Genomic DNA, 14818 nt, shown 5'->3' with positions numbered 1-14818 from the left:
CGTTCTCGGGGTGGCTAGCGGCTGGTCGGGGGCAGGTCGCCCTTGCGCGAGGGTGGCATCCGTTCGATGACCCCGGCGAGCCCGGCCAGGCCCTTGCTCAGCGTCCGCCCGGCCGGGACGAACCGGTCCGGTGCGCGCCGCACGCCGGCGTCCACGACGTCGCGCGTCCGGTCGATGAGCGACAGCGGCAGCCCGGACAGGGCGTTGCCCGGCGGACGGCGGGACACCGTCGGGTGCGGCCGGGTCGGCGAGATGCGGCGCATGATCTCCCAGCGGCGGCCCAGGGCGCGCAGCTCGGCGGTGCTCAGCATCTCCTGCAGGCGGGGGAACATGACGTCCTCCTCGTCGCGCACGTCCTCGCGGAGCACCTCGACCAGGCGGCGCAGCCGCGCCGGGCGCTCGGGGTGGTCGAGCCCGTCCCGCTCGATCGCGGTGACGAGCTCGTTGACCTCCTGGTGCTCCTCCTCGATCTGCAGGGTCAGCGCCTCCCCGTCGGGCAGGACGCGTCGGACCACCGGCCAGATGACGGTCTCCTCCGCGAAGGCGTGGCTGAACACCAGCCGGTCGATGCGGTTGAGCACCTCCTCCTGGGCGGCACCGGTGGCCCCGTCGAGGTCGTGCAGCAGGCGGTCGAGCGCGATGTGGTCGCGGCGCTGGCGGACCAGCACGCTGCCCGGCCCACCGAGCTCTTCCTCGGTCTGGTCGGCGATGGATCTCACGGGGTGCGCTCCTCTGGGACGTCGGAAGGCCCCGTAGTGCCCGATCGGGTGCACGGGCATTCGTCACGTTGCGCGCGTCCCGGCCCGGGTAGGGGCCATCGACGTCCTCACGACTGCAGGGAGACCCACCCCATGAGCGAGCGCCCGCCGGAGACCTCGGACTTCTACGACCTGGAGGCGCTGCTGGCCGACGACGAGCGGGCGCTGCTGCACCGGGTGCGGGCGTTCATGGACACCCAGGTCGAGCCGGTCATCAACGACTACTGGACCCGGGCGGAGTTCCCGCACGAGCTGATCCCGGGACTGGCCGAGCTGGGCATCGCCGGAAACCCCTACTCGGGCTACGGCTGCCCGGGTCGCTCCTCGCTGTTCGACGGCATGCTCGCCATGGAGCTCTCCCGCGGCGACGCCTCGCTCTCGACGTTCATGGGCGTGCACGGCGGGCTGGCGATGGGCTCGATCTACCTCTGCGGCTCGGAGGAGCAGAAGCAGCGCTGGCTGCCGGCGATGGCGCGCATGGAGCTGATCGGCGCGTTCGGCCTCACCGAGCCCGAGGCCGGTTCCGACATCGCCCGCGGGGCCCAGACCACCTGCCGCCGCGAGGGCGACACCTGGATCCTCAACGGCCAGAAGAAGTGGATCGGCAACGCCAGCTTCGCCGACCTGATCATCATCTGGGCCAAGGACGAGGAGACCGACGACGTCCTCGGCTTCGTCGTCGAGAAGGGGACGCCGGGCTACTCCACCGTCGACCTCAAGGACAAGATCGCGCTGCGGGTCGTGCAGAACGCGGTCATCACGCTCGACGACGTCCGCGTGCCGGAGGAGAACCGGCTGCAGGAGGCGAGGAGCTTCCGCGACACGGCGAAGGTGCTGCGGATGACCCGCGCCGGCGTCGCCTGGTCCTCGGTCGGCTGCTCGCGCGGGGCCTACGAGCACGCCCTGCGCTACGCCACCGAGCGCGAGCAGTTCGGGCAGCCGATCGCGGAGTTCCAGCTGGTGCAGGACCTGCTGGTGCGGATGCTCGGCAACATCACCGCCTCGGCCGCCATGTGCGCGCGGCTCTCCCAGCTCCAGGACGCCGACACGATGACCGACGAGCAGGCGTCGCTGGCCAAGGCGTTCTGCACCATGCGGATGCGCGAGACGGTCGGCTACGCGCGCGAGCTGATGGGCGGGAACGGCATCCTGCTGGAGAACCACGTGGCCCGGTTCGCCGCGGACGCGGAGGCGATCTACTCCTACGAGGGCACCCGCGAGGTGAACACGCTCATCGTCGGGCGGGCGGTCACGGGCACCAGCGCGATCACCTGACCCGGTCCGATCCCCGCGCCCCTGCCGGTGCCGCGGAGGTGTGCTTCAGTGGGCTGAGTCACACCCGAGCCCGGAGGAGATGCGATGGCGACGACGGCGCAGTCGGAGGTCCCGGACGGGGCGGCGGACGCCGCGATGGGCCTGGACATGGTCCTCGTGGACGCTGCGCGCGGCCCGCTGCGCCGGATGGTGCCGCCGGCGGGCACCGCGCTGCGCTTCGGCACCGCCCTCGCCCGCCGGCCGGGCACGGTGGCGCGGCGGACCGGTGAGCTGGCGCGCGAACTGGGCCGCATCACCCTGGGCCGGTCCGAGCTCGCGCCGGGCCGCAAGGACAAGCGGTTCGCCGACCCCGCCTGGTCGGGCAACCCGCTGCTGCGGCGGGCGATGCAGACCCATCTGGCCGCCGCGCGCACCACCTGGGAACTGATCGAGGACGCCGACCTGGACTGGCAGGACGACGAGCGGATCCGGTTCACCGCGACCAACCTCGTCGACGCGCTCGCGCCGTCCAACGTGCCGGTGCTCAACCCGCTGGGCTGGAAGGCGCTGATCGACACCGGGGGCAGGAACGTGGTGGAGGGCCTGCGGCGCATGGCGACCGACCTCGCGGCACCGCCGCGGGTGCCCTCGATGGTCGAGCCGGATGCCTTCACCGTCGGTGAGGACCTGGCGGTGACCCCCGGCGTGGTCGTGTTCCGCACCGACGTGTTCGAGCTGATCCGCTACCGGCCGACGACGGACACCGTGCGCGAGGTACCGCTGGTGATCGTGCCGCCGACGATCAACAAGTACTACATCACCGACCTCGCGCCGGGCCGCAGCATCGTCGAGCACTACCTCGCCGCCGGCCAGCAGGTCTTCATGATCTCCTGGCGCAACCCCGACGCGCGGCACGCCGACTGGGACCTGGACACCTACGGGCAGGCGCTGCTGGACGCGATGGACGCCGTGGAGAAGGCCTCCGGCAGCGAGCGGGTGGCGCTCCAGGCCTTCTGCTCCGGCGGCATCATCGCCGCCATGGTGCTGGCCCGCCTGGCCGCGACCGGCCGCCAGGACCGGGTGAGCGCGGCCAGCTTCGCCGTCACGGTCCTCGACTGGTCGCGGGCCGGCACGGTCTCGGCGCTGATGGACGAGGAGTCGGTGCGCGCGGCGACGGAGCGGTCGCGCCAGAAGGGCTACCTGGACGGCGCCCAACTGGCCGAGGTGTTCGCCTGGCTGCGCCCCAACGACCTGATCTGGAACTACTGGGTCAACAACTACCTGCAGGGCAAGCCGCCGCCCAACTTCGACATCCTGTTCTGGAACGCGGACACGACCCGGATGAGCGCCGGGCTGCACCGGGACTTCATCGACGTCGCCCTGGGCAACCAGCTCACCGAGCCCGGCGGCGCGACGATGCTGGGCACCCCCGTGGACCTGTCGACGGTCACCGTGGACACCTACGTCACAGCGGGTATCGCCGACCACCTCTGCCCGTGGCAGGCCTGCTACCGGAGCACCCAGCTGCTGGGCGGGGAGAGCCGCTTCATCCTCTCCACCAGCGGCCACATCGCGTCGCTGGTGAACCCGCCGGGGAACCCGAAGTCCACCTTCCAGGTCGCGGACAGCACACCGGCGGACCCGGAGGAGTGGCTGGCGCAGGCCCGCACCGAGAAGGGCAGCTGGTGGCCGGACTTCACCGCCTGGCTGGGCGACCGGTGCGGGGACGACGTGCCGGCGCCCACCGACCTCGGCCGCGGGCTGGAGGTCCTGGGCGACGCGCCCGGCACCTATGTCTTCGACAAGTAGCCGCGAACGGGTCCGGGCGATCACCGCCGGCGGCCGCACCCTGCGGACGTCGGTCCGGCCCGGCACCGACGCCACGGTGCCGCCCCTGCTGCTGATGAACGGGATCGGCGCGAGCCTCGAGGTCCTCCAGCCCTTCGTCGACGCGCTGGACCGCCGGCGCACCGTGGTCCGCTTCGACGTCCCGGGCGTCGGCGGGTCCCCTCCTCCCGTCGTCCCCTACAACCTCGCCACGTTCGGCCCGGTCGTCGCGGGGCTGCTCGACCGCCTCGGGTTCACCCGTGACGTCGACGTCCTCGGGCTGAGCTGGGGCGGTGGCCTCGCCCAGCACTTCGCCGTCCAGCACCGGCGCCGCTGCCGCCGGCTCGTGCTGGCCGCGACCGGCACCGGGGCCCTGATGGTCCCCGCGCACCCGCGGGTGCTCGGCCGCATGCTCACGCCCCGGCGCCACCGGGACCCCGAGTACGCGCGCAGCATCGCCGGGCAGATCTACGGCGGCACGATGCGCAGCGATCCCGAGCGGGCGGCCCGGGCGCTGCACGCCGAGACCAGGCTCGGCCCGCGGCGGGGCTACTACTACCAGCTGGCCGCGAGCACCGGCTGGAGCAGCCTGCCGTTCCTGCGGCTCATCCGGCAGCCGACGCTCATCCTGGCCGGCGACGACGACCCCATCGTGCCGTCGGTGAACGCCCGCCTCATGGCCCGCCTGCTGCCCGACGCCCAGCTGCACCTCTACCGCGGCGGCCACATCGCGCTGGTCACCGAGGCGGCGGAGCTGGCCCCGGTCGTGGAGGAGTTCCTCGACGCGTGAGGCCCGACCCGCTCAGTCGCGGGCGTCCCACCAGTTCGCGGCGGCACCCGCAGGCGAGCGCCCGTCGAGTTCGACCGCGCGGTTGAGCTGCACGAGGTCCTCGGTGGTCAGCCGGGCGCTCGTCTCGTCCAGCGCCCGGCGCAGCCGCTCCCCCCAGCGGTCGCTCACCTCCGCACGGACCAGGGGGACCACGTTCTCGCGCGGTTGCAGGGCGCGGTCGTCCGCGAGCAGCACCACAGGGGCGACGGCGAGCCGTGCATCCGTGGTCTCCAGCATGCCGACGTCGACCTGCCCCGACAGCAGCGCCTCGAGCGTCGCCGCGCGGGTGGGCATGGCGAGGACCTCGCCGAACCGCATGTCGTAGACCTTCTCCAGCCCCAGCAGGCAGAACGGGCGGTGGGGGCACTCCGGCGGACCACCGAAGACCAGATCCGGCGCGAGCGGCACGAGGCCGGACAGCGTGCCGACCCCGTGCTCGGCCGCGAAGTCCCGGGTGACGACGAAGCCGTTCTGGTCCTCGGCCGCCGACGGGGTGAGGACATCGACACCGCGCCCGCCCATGGTCCGGGCGAGCACCGCGTGCATGTTGTCGGGAGCTACCGGAGGCCGGGGAAAACCGGGCCGGGCGAAGGCCAGCGCCGTCCCCAGGTAGTCGACGACGACGTCGACGACGCCCTGCTGGAGCGCCGGCGACACCACCTCGCGGGTGCCGATGCCGTGCTGCACGGTCACCGGCACCCCCTGGCGCCGGGCCGCCTCGGCGTAGACCTCCACCAGGATCTGGTTCTCGGGGAAGTCGTAGGAGGCGAACCGGACGGCGTCGGCCGGAGCGGGCGCCGGGTCCGCCTGCCCGCCGCACGCCGGGAGGAGGAGCAGCAGAACGACGAGGAGCGCGCCCCGAGCACCCACGACGTCACCTCCCGCGCCTCGCGGAGGGTCACCGTAGAACGATCACGGGACGAAAGGGGATGGTCGCGCCGCCACCCGGGGGGCACCATTTCCCGGCATGGCGTCGGTGCCGCAGGCGCTCCCTGCCGCGGGCACGACGGGCCCGGTCGTACGTCCCGGCCCGCCGGCGATCGCCCGCGTCCGCCGGCGCCGTCGTCCCTCGGGTGAGCCGCCGCCGCTGCCCCGGCAGCTGCGCGCCTCGGGCAAGTGGTGGCTCGCGCTCAGCGGCGCGGTGGTGCTGGCCTGGGTGGTCGTGGTCGTCACCGGCACGATCCGCTACTTCGACGTCGCCGACACCCGTGTGCTCCAGGCGTTCGCCGAGCTGCGCACCCCGCTGGGCACCGACCTCGCGCGCGCCGCCGGCGTACTGGCCACCGAGCGGGCGCTGCACGTCATGTGGCTGGCCAACCTGGTGATGCTCGTCGCCTTCCGGCGCTGGCGGCACCTGTTCGTCTGGTTCGGCGTCGTGCTGGTCGTGGTCAACGTCGCGGCGCTGACGGCGACGACGCTGCAGCGTCCGCGACCCTTCGAGGTCGAGCTGCTGGGCACCTGGTCGGGCTTCTCCATGCCGTCGCTGCCCATGACCGTGCTGGCGGCCTTCCTGGTCAGCACGGTGTACGCGCTGGTGCCGCCCGGGCGGAAGCGCACGATCGGCAAGTGGGTGGTGTGCGGGCTGATCGTCGTCACCGCGCTCTCGCGGCTGTACCTGGCCCAGGACCACCCCTCGGGCATCGTGGCCGGGGTGGTGCTCGGGGTGGCGGCACCGCTGGCCGCCTTCCGGCTGCTGACGCCCAACTCCGTGTACCCGGTTCGGTACAGCCGGGGTCGCCCGGCCCACCTGGACGTCTCCGGCGAGCGCGGCGACGCCATCGTCCGGGCGCTGCAGGACCAGCTGGGGCTGCTCGCCACCGACGTGACGCCTCACGGCCTGGCCGGCTCCGGCGGATCGACCCCGTTGCGGATCACCGTCAAGGCGCACCCGTCGACGGGCGAGGGCGAGAGCTGCGTGTTCGGCAAGCTGTACGCGATCACGCACGTGCGCTCCGACCGCTGGTACAAGCTCGGCCGGACGCTGCTCTACGGGCGGCTGGAGGACGAGAAGCCCTTCCACAGCGTCCGGCGGCTGGTGCAGTACGAGGACTACATCCTGAGGTTGTTCTGGGAGGCCTCGTTGCCGGTGCCGCACCCGCTGGGGATCGTGGAGATCACCCCCGAACGCGAGTACCTGCTGGTCACCGAGTTCATCGCCGGCGCGCAGGAGGCCGGCGACGCCGAGATCGACGATGCGGTGATCGACCAGGGGCTGGCCGCGGTGCGCCGGATGTGGGACATCGGCATGGCCCACCGGGACATCAAGCCGGCCAACCTGCTCGTGCGCGACGGCGACCTGTTCCTCATCGACTCCGCCTTCGCCGAGGTTCGGCCCAGCCCGTGGCGGCAGGCGGTCGACCTGGCCAACATGATGCTGGTCCTGGCCCTGCGCACCGACGCGGCGCGGGTCTACGCGCGGGCCCGGCGGCAGTTCACCGACGAGGAGATCGCCGAGGCCTTCGCCGCGACCCGCGGGCTGACCATGCCCACGCAGCTGCGGCGGATGCTGCGCCAGCAGGGCCGCGACCTGCACGCGGACTTCCTGCGGCTGCTGCCCTTCCAGCTCCCGCCGGTGCACATCCAGCGGTGGACCTGGCGGCGGTTCGGACTGACGGCGGTCACCGTCGCGGCGGCCGGCGTGGCCGCCGTCGTCACCGTCGGCCTGCTCGGGTCGCCGCTGTGACGGCCCGCCGTGGCGCGGTGCTGGCCGTCGTCGCCCTGATCCCGCTCGCCGGCTGCGTGCGGCCGGAGGTGCTGGACTCGGAGGTGGTCGCCTGCCGGGAGGGCGACGAGGGGACCCCCGCCAACGGCGTGGTGCTGCTGGCCCAGTCGGTGCCCACGGCCACCTGGGTGCCGTGCCTGGAGGCCATCCCGCTGGGATGGAACGTCTCGGGCCTGGAGTCGACGGCGGAGGACGCCCGCTTCTGGCTGGACTCGGACCGGGACGGTGTCCGCGCTGTGGAGATCCGGCTGGACGCGAGCTGCGACACCACGGGCGCCACCCGTATCCCCAGCGACCGCGACGCGATGCAGCGGTGGGAGCGGGTCACCCAGGTCACCCCCGAGTTCGTCGGCACCCGGCACTACGTGTTCGAGGGCGGCTGCATCAGCGTGCTGTTCCGGCTCTCGGGCGAGAACCGGGCCGAACCGCTCGGCTTCGCCACCCAGGGCATCGGCACCGTCGCGCGCGACGCGGTGCGCGCCGCGGTGCGCGAGCAGACCGACGGGCGGCTGGAGCTGGACCCCGCGGACGGCGACCGGTGACCGGCGACGGCGGCCCCGCCCGGCCCCAGGGACGCCGGCTCGTCGGCGCGGTCCTCTCCCTGGCCCTGGTCGCCGGCGTCTTCGTCTGGTTCCTCCCCCAGTTCACCAGCCTCGCCGACGTCTGGACCTCGGTGCGCGGTATGACCTGGGTGGAGATGGCGGTGCTCGTCGTGGCCGCGGCCTGGAACCTGGCCACGTACCAGTTCGTCATGGTCGCGACCACGCCCGGGCTGACGCTGCGGCAGGCCCTGGTCTCCACCCAGACGACGACCGCCGTGTCGAACACGGTGCTCGGCGGAGCGGCCGTCTCGCTGGGCCTGACCTACGCGATGAACTCGTCCTGGGGCTTCTCCCACTCCCGCACCTCGGTGGCGCTGCTGGTGTCGGGCCTGTGGAACAACTTCGCCAAGCTGGGGCTGCCGGTGCTCGCCCTGGCGCTGCTGGCGCTCAGTTCGCCACCCTCCGCCGGCCGCGTCGCCGCCGGGCTGGCCGGGCTCGCCGCGCTGGTCGTCTCCGTCGCCCTGCTGGGCGCCCTGCTGCGCGGCCGGGAGCAGGCCGAGCGGATCGGCGCGGCCGCCGGCCGCGTGGCATCGGCGCTGCGCCGTCCGTTCGGCCGGGGGCCGGTGACCGGCTGGGAGCGGGCGACGACGAAGTTCCGCGACCGGACGGCGCTGCTGCTCCGGGCCCGCTGGCACTGGATCACGCTGGCGACCCTGATCAGCCACCTGTCGCTGTTCCTGGTCCTGCTGCTGGCGCTGCGCTTCGTCGGGGTCGAGGCCGACCAGGTCAGCGCGGTCGAGGCCCTGGCGGTGTTCGCCTCGGCCCGGCTGCTGACCGCCGTCCCGTTCACCCCGGGCGGGCTCGGGGTCATCGAGCTGGCGCTGATCACCGGGCTGTCCGCGGCGGGCGGGCCGCGGACGCTGGTCGCCGCCGCGGTGCTGGTGTTCCGCGCCCTGACCTACGTGCTGCCCATCCCCGTGGGCCTGGGCAGCTACCTGTTCTGGCGGCACAACCGCTCGTGGCGGCGCGAGCCCAACGCCGCTCCCCGCACCGAGCTGGTGCCGGAGTCGGTGTGAGCTCCTGATGCTGGTCGACGCGCGTCGGGGACTGGTGGCGAGCGGGTGCCTGCTGGCCGGGGCCGCCCTGGTCACCACCCTCGTCGTCGTGCCGGCCACCCGGCCCGCCGTCCAGGCGGTCGACGACGCCGTCTGGCGGTGGGCCGGCGATCTGCGGAACGAGCCGGCGACAGCGGTCGCCGAGGCGCTGTCGGTCCTGGGCAGCGCCTACGTCAACTGGCCGCTCCGGCTGGCCGCGCTGCTGCTCATCGCCTGGCGTCGCCACTGGCTGCGGCTGGCCGCCTTCGCCCTCGCCGTCCTCACCAGCGAGCTGTTCATCGGGCCGGTGAAGGACGCCGTCGACCGGCCGCGCCCGCCCGGCGCCCTGATCGAGACCACGGCGGCATCGTTCCCCTCCGGCCACGCGATCGCCGGCACGGTCACCGCCGTGGGGCTGGTGCTGGTCCTCGCGTCCCCCGGCCCCTCGCGCTGGCGCTGGGAGGTGCGCGCGGCGGTGTTCGGCGCCGTGATGGCGCTGTCGCGCGTCTACCTGCGGGCGCACTGGCTGTCGGACACGGTGGCCGGTGCCCTGCTCGGGGCCGGTCTGGCCCTGGGCTGGCCGGCCCTGCTCATGGCCGTGCGCGAGCGGGCCCAGCAGCCGCCGGTGCGGTGAGCCGGTCCGCTCAGGCCTCCCGGCGGACGACGACGGCCCCGCCCCAGGCCTCCGGGGCCAGGCCCCTGATGGCGAGCACCTCGGCCAGCGCCCGGTTCATGGCCTGCTGCACGGCCGAGTCGGCCATGGCGCCGTGCACCTGGTCCAGGCTCATCCGGTCGTGCTGGCGCCACGCGACGACGACCCCGTCGAGGTCCGGCGTCGGCGTCAGGCACGCGCCGCCCAGCGCCCCGCCGGCACCGGTGGCGTCGTGCAACGGCAGTCCGGCCTCGTTCAGGGCCGCGGTCACCTCGACCACGAGCGTCGTCAGCGGGTCCTCCTCGGCCAGCAGGGGCGCCCAGTCCTCGGGCAGCCGGTCCAGCTGCGCGGTGAGGTGGTCCAGCCACGCCCACTCCTGCGGCGACGGGCGCCGGCGCAGCGATCCGTCGGCCCGGCGGACGCCGTACGCCGGTCGTGCCGCGGATCCGTCGGCCAGCGCCGTGCCGGACCAGCCGGCGGTCGCGCGGTCGGGGAACGGTCCCGCGAGCACCCGGCCGGGGACGTCGTCCCCGCCGTCGACCAGCCACCAGCCGACGACGCCGTTGTCGGCGACGACTCCACTTCCGGGCAAGCCACCCATGACGCTCATCGCAGTCCATCCATCCATGGAGGTCCCGCCCCTGGGGAAGTGAGGCGGGCACCGCGTCGCCGGCCGTGGCGGCGCGATGGGTGAAAGGTAGGCGACCGGGACCGCGATACGACGACGCGTCGGCGCCGATCGGACGTCGCGTGTCCGGATCGTTGCGCAAGCCATCGACACGGCCGGTCACCCCCCTCGGAGGGGGACCACATGTCGACAGGAACCGGCGCCCCGAGCGTGCTACCGCCCGCGAACGCCCTGGTCATGCCCACGAGAGAGCTTGCCGGCGTGTCCCCGTGTCAGACGGTGCCGGCGGACTCCGCCCGGCGCAGCAGCGCGCCGGCCTCGGGAGCGGGCATCGGGCGATAGAGCAGGTAGCCCTGGGCCTGGTCGCACTCCTGGGCCCTCAGCCGGGCCAGCTGCGCGGGCTCCTCCACGCCCTCGGCGACGACGGTCAGACCGAAGGTGTGCGCCGCGCGGATCATGAGCGCCACGAGCTCGCGGTGCGCGGGCTCGGTGGACGCCACGAAGCTCCGGTCGATCTTGAGCGTGTCCACGGGCATGTTCCGCAGCTGGCCGATCGAGGTGTAGCCGGTGCCGAAGTCGTCGATGGCGATGCTCACGCCCATGGCACGCAGGTCGGTGAGGTGCTCGTAGGCGAGCGGGTCGTCGACCAGCACCGTCTCGGTGACCTCGAGCACGAGCAGCCGCGCGGGCAGCCCGGAGGCCGTGAGCGCGTCGGCGACGTCGGTGATCACCCGCGGATCGGCCAGGTGCCGCCCGGAGATGTTCACCGCGATCGTCGGGTCCGGCTGTCCCGGCGCGGCCGGGCACTCGGCCCGCCACTGCGCCAGCTGGCGGGTGGCCTCGTGCAGCATCCAGCGGTCGACGTCGCCGATCAGGCGGGAGCTCTCGGCGACGGGGATGAACTGGTCCGGCGGGACCAGGCCGACGCCCGGCCGGTCCCAGCGGATGAGCGCCTCGTAGCCCATCAGACGGTCGGTGGCGACGTCGATGACCGGCTGGTAGGCCACCTGCATCTCGCCGCCGGCCAAGCCCGAGGCGATCGCCGCCTCCAGCTCGGCGCGCTGGTTGAGCTGCAGACGCAGGGTCTCGTCGAACATCTCGGCGCGGCCGCGGCCGTGCGCCTTGGCGCGGTAGGCGGCGGTGTCGGCCTCGGCGAACAGGGCGTCGGCGTCGGTGCCGCCGTCCCGGCTGACGGCCACCCCGATGCTGGCGCCGATGCGGACACGGGCGCGGGCAGCCGTGATCGGCTCGCTGACGGAGGCGATGAGGCGGTGGGCCAGCTCGAGCAGGTCGTGCTCCTTGTGCACCTGCTCCACGAGGACGACGAACTCGTCGCCGCCGAGCCGGCAGACGGCGTCCCCGGGCCGGACGGCGGCGGAGAGCCGCCGGGCCACCTCGCGGAGCACCTCGTCGCCGGCGGCGTGCCCGTGCCCGTCGTTGACGGCCTTGAAGCCGTCGAGGTCGACGAAGAGCAGGCCGGTCATGTCGCCGGAGCGCCGGCCGCGGTGCAGGGCGGCGGTCACGAGCGTGACGGCCTGGGCGCGGTTGGGCAGTTCCGTGAGCGCGTCGTGCGTGGCCTGGTGGGCCAGGGCGAACTGCAGCTCCTCGCGCTGGCGGACCGAGTGCACGATCTGCCGGACCGAGGCGTGCACCACCTCGCCGAGCGGGCCGGGCAGGGGCTGGTCGAGCAGGGCGTCGTCCAGGTCGCCGCGGGCGACGGCCTGGGCCTGGTCCTGGATGCGGCGCAACCCGGCGACGGCGGCGCGGAGGGCGGCGGACACGGTGCGGACCTCGCGCGGCCCGGCGACCTCGACCTCCACCAGGGAGCCCTCGCTGATCTGGGTGGCCTGACCGGCCAGGAGGCGGAGCGCGCGGGCGACGCTGCGGCCGAGGAAGGCCGCGCCGACGAGGGAACCGGTGAGCAGCCCGGCGCCGACCACCATGATTCCGTGCAGCGCTCCGTTGGCGCGTTCCAGGTCCTGCGCGACGAGCTGGCGGGTCCTCTCGACCGCGGTGTCCACGAGGTCGGCCAGGGCTGCGCCCCGCTCCTGGGTGCCCGCGAGCACCGTCATGACGTCCGCGAGGGTCGCGGCGGTCGGGGCTCCCCCGCTGCCGGCGAAGCCGGCGGTGAAGAGTGCGTCGAGCTCCCGGACGGCCGGCAGGTCCTCGATCGCGGCCCACTGGTCCCGGAGGGACTCCTGCGAGAGGTCCTGCATCTGGAGCCGGGCGTCGGTGTAGTCCAGCCAGGCGGTCTGCCACGCCCCCCGCGCGCCGATGAGGCTCCCGTCGCTGGGCACGAGGAGGGAGCCCAGGAACAGCGGCGCCTGCCGGCTGGCGATGTGGGTCAGGTGGGCGGCGGTCTGGACGTCCTGGATCGCGCGCATGGTCGCCGCCGGCACGCCCTCGGAGGTGGCGGCCGCAGCCACCGCCTCCTGCGCGGTCAGCAGGTCGTTCGAGACCGCGAGGAAGCTGTAGTAGATCTTCTCGACGTCGAGCCCCACGGAGGAGTTCGGGTTCCGCAGGACGGCGAGGGCGGTCTCCGCCCGCTGCGCCGCCTCGGCCCCGAGGGATCCGGCCCGGACCTGGGTCAGGGCCCCGTCGGTCACCCGACGGATGGCCGCCGCCTGCTCGGACGCCGACGCGCGCTGTGCGTCGAGCACCTCCTGCGGGATGCCGATGGCCGCCAGGACCTCCGGCGCCTGTACCGCGTGGAGCGTGAGCACCGGGATGATCTCCTGCTCGGTCGCCCGGCGGGCGACGTCGAGCAGGGCGAGCGTGCGCACGGCGGACTCGGCACGCTCGGCACCGGCCGCCTCGTCCGCGCGAGCCTGCGCGGCGGCGGTGGCGAGGACGGCCACACCGATCAGCGGGAGCAGCACCAGGGCCGTGAGGTACCGCCACAGGGGCGCACCGCGCCGCCTGCCCTGCTCTGTCGCCCGGAGGAATCGCACAGTTCCGTATCGGGCGCTGTCGCGCGCCTCTTGAGGAGGCGACCTCCCCCGTCGTGACGACGGGGGGGTCGAACTGGCAGGGAGCTCCCAGCTCGTGTCCCCGGAACTGTCAGACCCCTGCGCGACGCTTCCGGCATACCGCAGCACCGAGGAGAGTTGAGTTCGACATGGCAGCACGTCCCGACCGCTCAGGAACTGTCCACCCGCCGGTGTCCGGCCCTCGGCTGCCGGGCCGCCTGCGCATCCGCCGCGACCTCGTCGTCCCCCCGGCGCCGACCGGCCCCCGGGTGTGAGTTCTCGGCGGCGCTAGCGCGAGTTCTGCTGCCGGCGCGCCACCACGATCAGGGCGATGAGCACCAGGAGCAGCGGAGCCCAGCCCGGCAGGCCGAAGGGGCCCAGCACGAGCTCGGCGACGAAGAGCAGCAGCTGGAAGGCGACGAAGATGCCGACGAACAGCAGCACGATGAAGAGCACGGGGCTCTCCGCCTGGAGGCGGCGCAGGTAGTCCATCGGTCTCTCCTCGGTCGGCCGTGACGAGCGGGGCATCCCGCGTCCGGAGCTTCGGCCGCGCGACGGGCGACTGAAGCCGTACGCGCGGTGCTCCCTACTATGGGCCACCGCGGGGCCATCCCGCCGCCGACGCCGGAGGCCTGCTCCCCGTCAGTCCTCCAAGGTCTCGAACGGAACCTCACGCGTCGGCATCCGCGCCGCCTCGCGCAGGCTGTCCAGCGTGGGGTTGGCCGCCAGGAACCGCTCGACCCGGTACGGCTCGATCGCCGGCAGCGTAAGACGACCCCCGTCCTCCACCTCGGCCAGCATGGCCCCGCTCTCGGCGACCCTCCAGATGTCCGGCGCGTAGTCGTGAACCCCGGACGGCATCTGCAGGAAGAAGACCATGTCCCCCAGAGCGGGCAGGCCGGCGGCCAGGACGTCGAAGGACGTCGCCGACAGCCCCACCCCGACACCGACGACGATCGTGTCCTCCGTGACGCCCCCGCCCAGGACCTCCGTGACCGTCAGCTCGGCGTGGGCGGTGCGCCACATGGCGCGGGGGTCGTCGAACGGCACCTCGATGGTGGAGGTCTCGTCATCCTCCGGAGCGTAGAAGCCGCGCCCAGGCACGACGCTGGTGACGTATCCGACGACGACCGCGTCCGTGAGCGTCGTGAGCGTCCCGTTGACCACCCGGTACTGCCTGTTGGGCAGGTACTCGGCCAGGGTCTCGGGGTCGATCACCGATGACCGGTTCGAGTCGGCCCCGTCGATCAGCTCCCGGAACCGCGCCGCGGCGGCTTCGGTGTCGACGCCGGCCACCGCAGCGCTGCTCCCGTCCTGGCCGGCGGCTCCCCGGTCCTGCTCCCGTGCGCCGTCGAGGATGGTGAGCCCACCCACCGCCACGGCGATCGCGAGGACACAGCTCACGACCCCGGCCCGGCGGCGGGTGCTGCGCCGCCGCAGGCCTGCCACCCGTGGGACCAGGTCGGTGGGCGGCCGGCCGGCCAGCTCGGCGTCGCGACGCAGCGCCTCGCGCAGCTCGTCGGTGTTCATGGCGCGTCCTCTC

13 protein-coding genes are annotated in these 14818 nt (G+C 73.8%); 7 read left to right on the top strand and 6 right to left on the bottom strand.

Features of this window, described 5'->3' with window-relative positions; genetic code table 11:
• Window positions 1–14 precede the first annotated feature (14 nt).
• A complete protein-coding gene (locus BLS70_RS20015) occupies window positions 15–719 on the bottom strand; it encodes a hemerythrin domain-containing protein (protein ID WP_255362620.1) in 705 nt (234 codons plus the stop codon).
• A gap of 132 nt (window positions 720–851) precedes the next feature.
• Between BLS70_RS20015 and BLS70_RS20010 the strand changes: the two genes are divergently transcribed.
• The 3 genes from BLS70_RS20010 (at window position 852) to phaZ (ending at window position 4629) form a co-directional block, all read left to right on the top strand.
• Window positions 852–2033 (top strand): acyl-CoA dehydrogenase family protein, encoded by a 1182-nt coding sequence (locus BLS70_RS20010; RefSeq protein WP_091771585.1) that lies wholly within the window; start codon window positions 852–854, stop codon window positions 2031–2033.
• A gap of 84 nt (window positions 2034–2117) precedes the next feature.
• Window positions 2118–3821 (top strand): PHA/PHB synthase family protein, encoded by a 1704-nt coding sequence (locus BLS70_RS20005; protein WP_091771583.1) that lies wholly within the window; start codon window positions 2118–2120, stop codon window positions 3819–3821.
• Window positions 3805–4629, top strand: coding sequence for a poly(3-hydroxyalkanoate) depolymerase (gene phaZ / locus BLS70_RS20000; protein ID WP_091771581.1), 825 nt, complete (start codon window positions 3805–3807; stop codon window positions 4627–4629). Before BLS70_RS20005 ends, phaZ begins: the two co-directional genes overlap by 17 nt.
• 12 nt (window positions 4630–4641) lie before the next feature.
• Here the strand turns inward: phaZ and BLS70_RS19995 are convergent, their stop codons facing one another.
• Window positions 4642–5538 (bottom strand): ABC transporter substrate-binding protein, encoded by an 897-nt coding sequence (locus BLS70_RS19995; RefSeq protein WP_091771579.1) that lies wholly within the window; start codon window positions 5536–5538, stop codon window positions 4642–4644.
• Between the two features lie 97 nt (window positions 5539–5635).
• On the opposite strand from BLS70_RS19995, the gene BLS70_RS19990 reads away from it, so the two are divergent.
• The 4 genes from BLS70_RS19990 to BLS70_RS19975 are packed head-to-tail and all read left to right on the top strand — an operon-like array spanning window position 5636 to window position 9660.
• Complete coding sequence (locus tag BLS70_RS19990) at window positions 5636–7351, top strand: phosphatase PAP2 family protein (RefSeq protein WP_091771577.1); 1716 nt, start codon at window positions 5636–5638, stop codon at window positions 7349–7351.
• Entirely contained in the window at window positions 7348–7932 is a 585-nt protein-coding gene (locus BLS70_RS20945; RefSeq protein ID WP_255362619.1) for a hypothetical protein, read from the top strand. The genes BLS70_RS19990 and BLS70_RS20945 overlap by 4 nt, the downstream gene beginning before the upstream one ends.
• Window positions 7929–9008: a lysylphosphatidylglycerol synthase transmembrane domain-containing protein gene (locus BLS70_RS19980; protein WP_091771575.1), complete on the top strand. Its 1080-nt coding sequence runs from the start codon at window positions 7929–7931 to the stop codon at window positions 9006–9008. Before BLS70_RS20945 ends, BLS70_RS19980 begins: the two co-directional genes overlap by 4 nt.
• 7 nt (window positions 9009–9015) lie before the next feature.
• Window positions 9016–9660, top strand: coding sequence for a phosphatase PAP2 family protein (locus tag BLS70_RS19975; protein ID WP_091771573.1), 645 nt, complete (start codon window positions 9016–9018; stop codon window positions 9658–9660).
• Between the two features lie 10 nt (window positions 9661–9670).
• On the opposite strand, the gene BLS70_RS19970 is transcribed toward BLS70_RS19975, so the two are convergent.
• The 4 genes from BLS70_RS19970 to BLS70_RS19955 all read right to left on the bottom strand — a co-directional run bounded on the left by BLS70_RS19970 (window position 9671) and on the right by BLS70_RS19955 (window position 14805).
• On the bottom strand, window positions 9671–10279 hold the full coding sequence (locus BLS70_RS19970) for a hypothetical protein (protein ID WP_176946509.1): 609 nt from the start codon (window positions 10277–10279) through the stop codon (window positions 9671–9673).
• Between the two features lie 299 nt (window positions 10280–10578).
• Window positions 10579–13185 (bottom strand): putative bifunctional diguanylate cyclase/phosphodiesterase, encoded by a 2607-nt coding sequence (locus BLS70_RS21545; protein WP_091771569.1) that lies wholly within the window; start codon window positions 13183–13185, stop codon window positions 10579–10581.
• Between the two features lie 378 nt (window positions 13186–13563).
• Complete coding sequence (locus BLS70_RS19960; RefSeq protein WP_091771567.1) at window positions 13564–13767, bottom strand: hypothetical protein; 204 nt, start codon at window positions 13765–13767, stop codon at window positions 13564–13566.
• Window positions 13768–13917: 150 nt separating this feature from the next.
• Complete coding sequence (locus BLS70_RS19955) at window positions 13918–14805, bottom strand: hypothetical protein (RefSeq protein ID WP_091771565.1); 888 nt, start codon at window positions 14803–14805, stop codon at window positions 13918–13920.
• Between the last annotated feature and the right edge of the window lie 13 nt (window positions 14806–14818).

Origin of the sequence: Blastococcus aurantiacus (assembly GCF_900102425.1) — a bacterium.
Lineage (GTDB): Bacteria > Actinomycetota > Actinomycetes > Mycobacteriales > Geodermatophilaceae > Blastococcus > Blastococcus aurantiacus.
The sequence above is the reverse complement of the archived record's forward strand: the minus strand, read 5'-3'. Positions and strand labels throughout refer to the sequence as shown.

Coding starts and splice junctions, on each gene's coding strand:
- BLS70_RS19970 (WP_176946509.1), bottom strand. CDS start 10,279: ATGGGTGGCTTGCCCGGAAGTGGAGTCGTCGCCGACAACGGCGTCGTC.
- BLS70_RS20005 (WP_091771583.1), top strand. CDS start 2,118: ATGGCGACGACGGCGCAGTCGGAGGTCCCGGACGGGGCGGCGGACGCC.
- BLS70_RS19955 (WP_091771565.1), bottom strand. CDS start 14,805: ATGAACACCGACGAGCTGCGCGAGGCGCTGCGTCGCGACGCCGAGCTG.
- BLS70_RS19960 (WP_091771567.1), bottom strand. CDS start 13,767: ATGGACTACCTGCGCCGCCTCCAGGCGGAGAGCCCCGTGCTCTTCATC.
- BLS70_RS20010 (WP_091771585.1), top strand. CDS start 852: ATGAGCGAGCGCCCGCCGGAGACCTCGGACTTCTACGACCTGGAGGCG.
- BLS70_RS19990 (WP_091771577.1), top strand. CDS start 5,636: ATGGCGTCGGTGCCGCAGGCGCTCCCTGCCGCGGGCACGACGGGCCCG.
- phaZ (WP_091771581.1), top strand. CDS start 3,805: ATGTCTTCGACAAGTAGCCGCGAACGGGTCCGGGCGATCACCGCCGGC.
- BLS70_RS19975 (WP_091771573.1), top strand. CDS start 9,016: ATGCTGGTCGACGCGCGTCGGGGACTGGTGGCGAGCGGGTGCCTGCTG.